Source organism: Mycobacterium sp., assembly GCF_050701675.1.
Lineage (GTDB): Bacteria > Actinomycetota > Actinomycetes > Mycobacteriales > Mycobacteriaceae > Mycobacterium.
Genome location: NZ_JBOGDD010000123.1, coordinates 1 through 8,288 on the forward strand (window position 1 = coordinate 1; position 8,288 = coordinate 8,288).

Below are 8,288 nucleotides of genomic sequence, written 5' to 3' on the forward strand. Positions count from 1 at the left end.
GCTGTGGAGCGGCTTCCAGATCATCGGTGACGGTACCGGTCAGTACGACGGCCCCGCCAACGCCGTCCTGCTCGGCACGGTCCTGATCGCGTTCACGACAGTGATCAACGCGCTCGGGGTCAAGCTGATGGCCCGAATCAATAGTGCAGGCGTCTTCATCGAACTCATCGCCGCCGTTTTGATCGTGGTGCTCCTCGGATTCAACATCAAACGCAGTCCGGACATCTTCTTCTCGACCAACGGCTACGGGGCGGGAGAGAGCACGGGCTTCCTCGGCGCCTTCCTGATCGCCTCGCTGGCATCGGGTTACGTCATGTACGGCTTCGACACGGCCAGCTCATTGGGCGAGGAGACCGTCGAGCCGCGTCGAACCGCACCGAAGGCCATCTTCCGGGCCATCCTCGCGTCCTTCGTGATCGGCGGCGGCATCCTGGTGTTCGCAGTGATGGCCGCGCCCAACCTGCAGGACCCGGCACTCGGCGAAAGCACCGGCGGTCTGCAATACATCGTCGAGCAGGTGATGTGGGGTCCGCTGGGCACGATCTTCCTGATCTGCATCGTCATCGCGGTGACGGTGTGCACGCTGGCGGTGCACACCGCCGCCATCCGGCTTACCTTCGCCATGGCGCGCGACAACGCACTTCCCTTCGGCGAGAAGCTGGCTCGCGTTCATCCCAAGACTCAGACACCGATCATTCCCGCGATCGTCATCGGCGTGCTCGCCGTGCTCATCCTGGTGATCAACGTGGGCCAAGCCAAGATCTTCACGGTCCTGACGTCGATCGCGATCATCATGATCTACCTTGCCTACCTCATGGTGACCGGGCCGCTTCTGAAGAAGCGGCTCCAGGGGCAGTGGCCGCCAAAGGATCTCAAGGAGGGCGGCTACTTCACGATGGGCAAGTGGGGGATGCTGGTGAACATCGTCGCGGTGGTCTGGGGTGTGGCGATGGCGCTGAACCTGGCTTGGCCGCGGGTCGCGGTGTATGGCGAGGGCTGGTACTACCAGTGGGGTGCCTTCATCTACATCGGTGTAATTCTTGGTTCCGGTCTGCTGTGGTACGGACTCAAGGGCCGTAACCACATCGGTACCTTGGAATCGCACGCGGCAGCTGCGAAAACCGATGTCTAGCAACGATTTCTCCACCCAAATATTCGACTATGTGATCGCCGGCGGGGGGACGGCCGGCTGCGTGCTGGCCGCCCGCCTGTCGGAGGACCCGAACGTGACGGTCTGCCTGATCGAGGCCGGACCGTCGGACATCGGTGACACCAACGTCCTTCCGTTGTCGGAGTGGATGCACCTGCTGGATTCCGGCTACGACTGGGACTACCCGGTGGAGCCGCAGGAACGCGGTAACAGCTTCATGCGGCACGCCCGCGCGAAGGTGCTCGGCGGGTGCTCGTCGCACAATTCGTGCATCGCGTTCTGGCCACCCGCGGAATGCCTGGACGAATGGGTCCAGATGGGCGCCACCGGATGGGGTGCCGCCGAAATCCTGCCGTTGGTGAAGCGCCTGGAGACCAACGACGCGCCGGGCGATCACGGCCACGATGGTCCGGTCCGCCTCCAGGACGTGCCCCCGAACGATCCCTGTGGCGTCGCGGTTCTGGAGGCCGCGGCGCTGGCCGGGTTGCCGACTACTGCGTTCAACCGCGGCGAGACGGTGCACAACGGCGCCGGATGGTTCCAGATCAACGTGGGGGAGGACGGCACGCGCATGTCGACCTCGCACGCCTACCTGCATCCAATCCTGGACTCCCGCAAGAACCTCGAGGTGCGCACCGGCTGCTGGGTCTCCGAGATCCTCTTCGACGACGCCAACAACGCAACCGGCGTGCGCTATCAACGCCCCGACCTCACCGGGTACGACGTCGCGTCCGCGCGCCGCGAGGTCATCGTCACCGCCGGGTCGATCGACACGCCGAAACTGTTGATGCTCTCCGGGATCGGGCCCGCAGCGCACCTCAGAGAGATCGGGATACCGGTGCGGGTCGACTCGCCAGGCGTCGGCTCGAACCTCGACGATCACGTGGAGGGTCTGGTGTTCTGGGAGGCCTCACGACCCATGGTCACCACCTCGACGCAGTGGTGGGAGATCGGCCTGTTCACCACGATCGACGACGGCACACCCCAACCCGATCTGATGATGCACTACGGCAGCGTCCCGTTCGACATGAACACGTTGCGGCGCGGCTACCCGACCACCGACAACGGATTCTGCTTGACGCCCAACGTCACTCAGGGCCGATCGCGTGGCACGGTCCGGCTGCGCAGCCTGGACTTCAGGGACCGACCCAAGGTCGATCCCCGCTACTTCACCGATCCCGAGGGCTACGACGAGCGGATCATGCTCACCGGGTTGCGGCTGGCCCGCACCATCGCCGAGCAGGCGCCGCTGAAGGGCTGGATCGCGCGCGAACTGGCGCCGGGACCCGACGCGACGACCGACGACGAGCTCCTCGACTACGTCCACCAGACGCACAACACGGTCTACCACCCTGCGGCCACCGCCAGGATGGGAGCGGTGACGGACCCGATGGCGGTCCTCGACCCGGAGCTTCGGGTCAAGGGAGTGTCCCGGCTGCGCGTGGTCGATGCGTCGGCGATGCCGAAACTGCCTGCGGTGAACCCGAACATCACCGTGATGACCATGGCCGAGAAATGTGCGGACCTGATCCGGGGGACCTGAGCCGGTTCCTCTCCGAGCACACGCCGTTCCAGTCGATGGCACCCGATGAGCTCGCCGAGTTGACGGCGGCCTCGGCGCTGGTCGCATTCGTCACCGACGCGGTGATCGCCGACTACTCGGTGCACGTGCCGGACTACGCCTGGATGGTCTGCACGGGGCACGTCGCGCTGCAGGCCGGTGTCGACGGCACCGTCATCGACACCATCGAGCCCGGCGGCATCTTCGGGTACACCCCGCTGCTCACCGGAGGCGGGATGGAATTCGTGGCACGGGCCACCGAACCGAGCAGCCTGATCAAGCTGCCCGGCGAGCAGCTGCGGGCCTCGTTCGCCAGACCCGCCGGGTTGGCCTACCTGGCCTCGTCGGCATGGAGTGCGACGCCAGGTAACCCGCAGGCCCTGGTTCGGGTCGCCGACAGCAGACCGGTCGGCGAGCTGGTGGCCGGCGAGGTGCTAGTGGTCGCGCCCGACGTCTCGGTGCGCGACGCCGTGGTCCGGATGACCCGGCACCACGTGTCCTACGCCTTGATCTCGCTTCCCGACGGCGAATACGGCATCTTCACCGACCGCGATCTGCGGACGCGCGTCGTGGCCGCCGGACTCTCGGTTGAGGTGCCGATCACCCGGGTCATGAGCGCGCCCGCGCGCCGGGTCACCGCGGACCTGACCGCAGAGACCGTCCTGGTGCAGATGCTGGAGAGCGGGTTGCGGCACATGCCGGTGACCTCGACGCGCGGTGAGGTCATCGGTGTCCTCGAAGACGCGGACCTGCTCGCGGCGTCGGCAAGACAGAGTTTCATGCTGCGCCGCTCGATCGGTCTGGCAGCCGATGCCGCCGAACTGCAAGCCGCCGCGCAGCGCGTCACCCACGTCGCGAGCGCACTGTTCGGCAGTGGCACCACGGCTTCCGCCACCAGCGGCATCCTCTCGATCGTCATCGACAGCGTGGTGCGCAGGGCCCTCGAACTCGCGGTCGCCGAAGCCTCCACGGAGGCGGGCACACCGACGTCCGGGTTCGCCTGGCTCACGCTCGGGAGCGTCGCAAGGCGCGAGGCCATGCCATCGTCGGACGTCGACAGTGCGCTGTCCTGGCGCGACGAGTTGTCGCCTGCGAGTGGCCGGTTGCGGGGGATCGCCCGGCGCACCCACGCCATCCTCGACGGCTGCGGGTTGCCGTCCGACAGCAACGGAGCGATCGCCGCCAGCCCGAACTTCGCTCGCTCCCAGGGTGATTGGGCCGTCGCGGCCAGGGGCTGGCTCGACGACCCGCTGCCCAACAAGGGGCTGATCCTGTCGTCGCTGCTTCTCGACGGTCGGGTGGTGTGGGGCGATGCCGCGCTGCACGCGGTGCCCGCGGCGTACCGCCGGATGCGTGCCGAGCATCCGAACGCGTTGCGGCTGCAGTTGCTCGACGCGCTGGCCGGGAGGGTCCGCACGCGATCCCTTCGCGACGTGTTGTCTCGGCGCGGGGGCACGTTCGACCTGAAGAGCCACGCCGTCACGCCCATCGTGAACCTGGCCAGGTGGGGTGGGCTCGCCGGGGACGTCGTGTCGGCGTCGACCCCAGCGCGTCTCTCGGCCGCGGCGGCCAGCGGTGCGCTCTCCGATCGGGACGCGGCCATTCTCGGCGAGGTCTTCGTGATGCTGCAACGCCTTCGGATGACGCATCAGGTCGAGCAACTCTCTTCCGGCAACCGTCCCGGCGACGTCATCACCATGTCAGAGTTGTCACCGCTGAACCGGAGCCTGCTCAACGACGGCCTCCGCGAGATCGCCGCCGTGCAGCGACGTGTCGGCAACTTCGGAATTCCAGCCGTATAGGGTCGGACCAGATGGCCAACGGAAACGACGAGGACAGCGGGCGCTACCCGACGGTGCAGTCGGTGGACCGGGCACTCACCGTGATGGAGATCATCGCGACGCTCGGCCAGGCGGGGGTCACCGAGATCGCTGCCGAACTGGGCGTGCACAAATCGACGGTGTCCCGGCTCATTTCGGCGTTGGAAGCCAGGGGCTACGTCGAACAGCTCGCCGATCGGGGCAAGTATCGCCTCGGCTTCGCCGTCGCCAGACTGGCCCGCGCCAGCAGCGGGCAGCTCGACCTGGTCAAGCAGAGTCAGGCGGCGTGCGACGCCCTGGCATCGGAATCCGGTGAGACCACCAACCTCGCGGTCCTCGACGACGACCGCATCGTGAACATCGCCGAGGCCATCGGCCCGGCGGGCATAGCCCTGCGCACCTGGGTGGGCCAGAGTTGCCCAGCCCATGCGACCTCGAGCGGGAAGGTGCTCCTGGCGGGGCTCAGCGGCAGCGACCTGCGCGAACGGCTGGCGGCCCGCCTGGAATCCTTTACCGACACCACCGTGACGTCGCGCGCCGCTCTGGAGACCGAGCTGGCATCCGTTCGCGAGAACGGCTGGGCCAGCGTCCGCGAGGAGCTCGAGGTGGGGCTCAACGCCGTGGCCGCGCCCGTCTACGACGCCGATGCCGAGGTGGTGGCAGCGCTCAGCGTGTCAGGACCGTCGTACCGGCTGGGCGAGGACACCTTCGGTGCGATCGCGAAGTTGACCATTGCGGCGGCCGAGAGCATCAGCAGGCGGCTCGGCTGGGTCGACCTGTCCACGCGCAGCTAGCCCGCCAGCGTCCAACTCGGTTGCGTATCAGCGCAATGCCGCGGGATCGAGTGCGCGAATCGTTCGCACGCGCACGGGTTCATTAAGCTGGCACGTCGTGAGCTCTGCTGATGTGCCCGAGGCCGGCCAGGAAAACGACGTCAACGATCTACCCGAGCAGTTCCGGATCCGTCAGGCGAAGCGCGAACGGCTGCTCGCCGAGGGCCGCGATCCCTACCCGGCCGAGGTGTCCCGCACCCATACGCTCGCCGAACTCCGACGGGCGTATGCCGAGCTGGCGGTCGACACCAGCACCGGCGAGATCGTCGGCGTCGCGGGGCGGGTGGTGTTCGCCAGAAACTCCGGAAAGCTCTGCTTCGCAACGCTGCAGGAGGGTGACGGAACTCAGTTGCAGGCGATGGTCAGCCTGGACGGCGTTGGTCGGGAATCGCTCGATGCGTGGAAGTCGGACGTCGATCTCGGCGACATCGTGTTCGTCCACGGCGAGGTGATCAGTTCACGACGCGGTGAATTGTCTGTGCTCGCTGATTCCTGGCAAATCATTTCAAAGGCGCTGAGACCACTTCCCGTCGCGCACAAGGACCTCAGCGAGGAGTCGCGGGTACGGCAACGCTACGTCGATCTGATCGTGCGTCCAGAAGCGCGCACCATTGCCCGCCAACGGATTGCGGTCGTTCGTGCAGTGCGGTCGGCATACGAACGGCGCGGATTTCTCGAAGTCGAGACGCCCATCCTTCAGACCCTCGCAGGCGGCGCCGCGGCACGACCATTCGTGACACACTCCAACGCGCTCGACACCGATCTCTTCCTTCGCATCGCACCCGAGTTGTTCCTCAAACGATGCTTGGTCGGAGGTTTCGAGAAGATCTTCGAGTTGAATCGCGTGTTTCGAAACGAAGGTGCGGACTCCACGCATTCACCAGAATTTGCGATGCTCGAGACTTATCAGGCCTACGGCACGTATGACGATTCAGCGCATACGACCCGCGAGATAATTCAAGAGGTCGCCGACGAAGCGATTGGCACGCGAAACGTGCCCCTGCCCGACGGCACTACCTACGACCTCGACGGCGAATGGGCGACGGTGGAAATGTACCCGTCGCTGTCGGAAGCCCTTGGTGAAGAGATCACGCCGGAAACGGGTGTCGAACACCTTTGGGCCATCGCCGACGCGCGGGGTGTCGAGATTCCGCGTGATCGCGGTTACGGGCACGGGAAACTGGTCGAGGAACTGTGGGAGCACGCGGTGGGAGCCACCTTGTGGGCGCCCACCTTCGTGCGTGACTTCCCCGTCGAGACCACCCCGCTGACACGTGCCCACCGCAGCATTCCCGGCGTCACCGAGAAGTGGGACCTATACGTCCGCCGTTTCGAGTTGGCGACCGGATATTCAGAACTCATCGACCCCGTCGTGCAGCGGCAGCGTTTCGAGGCCCAAGCCAGGGCCGCGGCGGCGGGCGACGATGAAGCGATGCTTCTCGACGAGGATTTCCTCGCCGCCCTGGAGTACGGGATGCCACCGACCACCGGCACCGGAATGGGCATCGACCGGTTGTTGATGGCATTGACGGGGTTGGCGATTAGGGAGACGGTTTTGTTTCCACTGGTGCGCAGAGATGTGCGCAGACACGGCGGCTGAAGGGCTTTTCATACTTTTGTGTTGAATTGCGCTGGTTCATATGCAAGCATTGTCCCGGGTTCGAGACGAAGTACGACTCCGCGCCCGGACAGAAGGGGCAGTGTGAGCCAATGGCGAAGAAAGTAACGGTCACCCTAGTCGACGATTTCGACGGTGAGGGTTCTGCCGACGAGACCGTCGAATTCTCACTCGACGGTGTGAGCTACGAGATCGACCTTACGTCGAAGAACGCCCAAAAACTTCGGGGCGACTTGAAGCAATGGGTGGAAGCCGGCCGCCGGGTTGGTGGTCGTCGCCGTGGCGGTGTCACGGGTTCGGGCCGTGGCCGGGCGTCGATCGACCGCGAGCAGAGTGCCGCGATTCGGGACTGGGCTCGCCGCAATGGTCATAGTGTTTCCACGCGCGGTCGCATTCCCGCGGACGTCATCGACGCATTTCACGCGGCAACATAGCCGCCGGTTGCCAGACGATCGCCGTAGCAGTTCGGGGGGCAACGCGCTTTCGCTAGGGGCGAACCGTTGCGGGCCCATTCCTGGAAACGATCGGGTGCCATCGAGCGTTGCTCTTGCAGCGCGGGAATGGTCAGCGGTCGGTTCTTCACTACAAAAGGACAGGCGGGGCAACCCGGGCCGCCGCCCACTACAGTGGACGGCAGGTGCAGAGCACGGCTCGCCGTGCGCAGAGCTGCGCTAACTACGGAGGGCAGGTAACCACCGATGTTCGAACGCTTCACTGACCGCGCACGCCGCGTCGTCGTCCTGGCTCAAGAAGAAGCCCGGATGCTGAACCACAACTACATCGGCACCGAGCACATCCTCCTTGGCCTCATCCACGAAGGTGAGGGCGTCGCAGCCAAGTCGCTCGAGTCGCTCGGCATTTCGCTGGAGGGTGTCCGCAGCCAGGTCGAGGAGATCATCGGCCAGGGCCAGCAGGCGCCATCCGGACACATCCCATTCACGCCGCGCGCCAAGAAGGTGCTTGAGCTCAGCCTGCGAGAGGCACTGCAGCTCGGCCACAACTACATCGGCACGGAGCACATTCTGCTCGGCCTGATTCGTGAGGGCGAGGGCGTCGCCGCCCAGGTGCTCGTCAAGTTGGGTGCGGAGCTGACGCGTGTTCGTCAGCAGGTCATTCAGCTGCTCAGCGGCTACCAGGGCAAGGAGACCGCCGAGACCGGCACCGGCGGCCGCGGCGGCGAGGCGGGCAACCCGTCGACGTCGCTGGTGCTCGACCAGTTCGGTCGCAACCTGACCGCAGCCGCGATGGAGGGCAAGCTCGACCCCGTCATCGGCCGCGAGAAGGAAATCGAGCGGGTCATGCAGGT

7 protein-coding genes are annotated in these 8,288 nt (G+C 65.9%); all 7 read left to right on the forward strand.

Annotated elements, in window-relative coordinates:
* Positions 1–1,132, forward strand: a 1,132-nt coding sequence (locus tag ACRDUX_RS03745) for an amino acid permease (protein ID WP_526411147.1), incomplete at its 5' end; no start/stop codon positions are given.
* Entirely contained in the window at positions 1,125–2,693 is a 1,569-nt protein-coding gene (locus ACRDUX_RS03750; RefSeq protein WP_526411149.1) for a GMC family oxidoreductase, read from the forward strand. The genes ACRDUX_RS03745 and ACRDUX_RS03750, both read left to right, overlap by 8 nt.
* Positions 2,666–4,513: a putative nucleotidyltransferase substrate binding domain-containing protein gene (locus ACRDUX_RS03755; RefSeq protein WP_526411151.1), complete on the forward strand. Its 1,848-nt coding sequence runs from the start codon at positions 2,666–2,668 to the stop codon at positions 4,511–4,513. Before ACRDUX_RS03750 ends, ACRDUX_RS03755 begins: the two co-directional genes overlap by 28 nt.
* A gap of 11 nt (positions 4,514–4,524) precedes the next feature.
* Positions 4,525–5,325 (forward strand): IclR family transcriptional regulator, encoded by an 801-nt coding sequence (locus ACRDUX_RS03760; RefSeq protein WP_526411153.1) that lies wholly within the window; start codon positions 4,525–4,527, stop codon positions 5,323–5,325.
* Between the two features lie 97 nt (positions 5,326–5,422).
* Positions 5,423–6,964, forward strand: a complete 1,542-nt coding sequence (lysS, locus tag ACRDUX_RS03765; RefSeq protein WP_526411157.1) for a lysine--tRNA ligase — start codon at positions 5,423–5,425, stop codon at positions 6,962–6,964.
* Between the two features lie 110 nt (positions 6,965–7,074).
* Complete coding sequence (gene lsr2 / locus ACRDUX_RS03770) at positions 7,075–7,416, forward strand: histone-like nucleoid-structuring protein Lsr2 (protein ID WP_526411159.1); 342 nt, start codon at positions 7,075–7,077, stop codon at positions 7,414–7,416.
* A gap of 264 nt (positions 7,417–7,680) precedes the next feature.
* Positions 7,681–8,288: Clp protease N-terminal domain-containing protein (locus tag ACRDUX_RS03775; protein WP_526411155.1), on the forward strand; the 608-nt coding region annotated here is incomplete at its 3' end.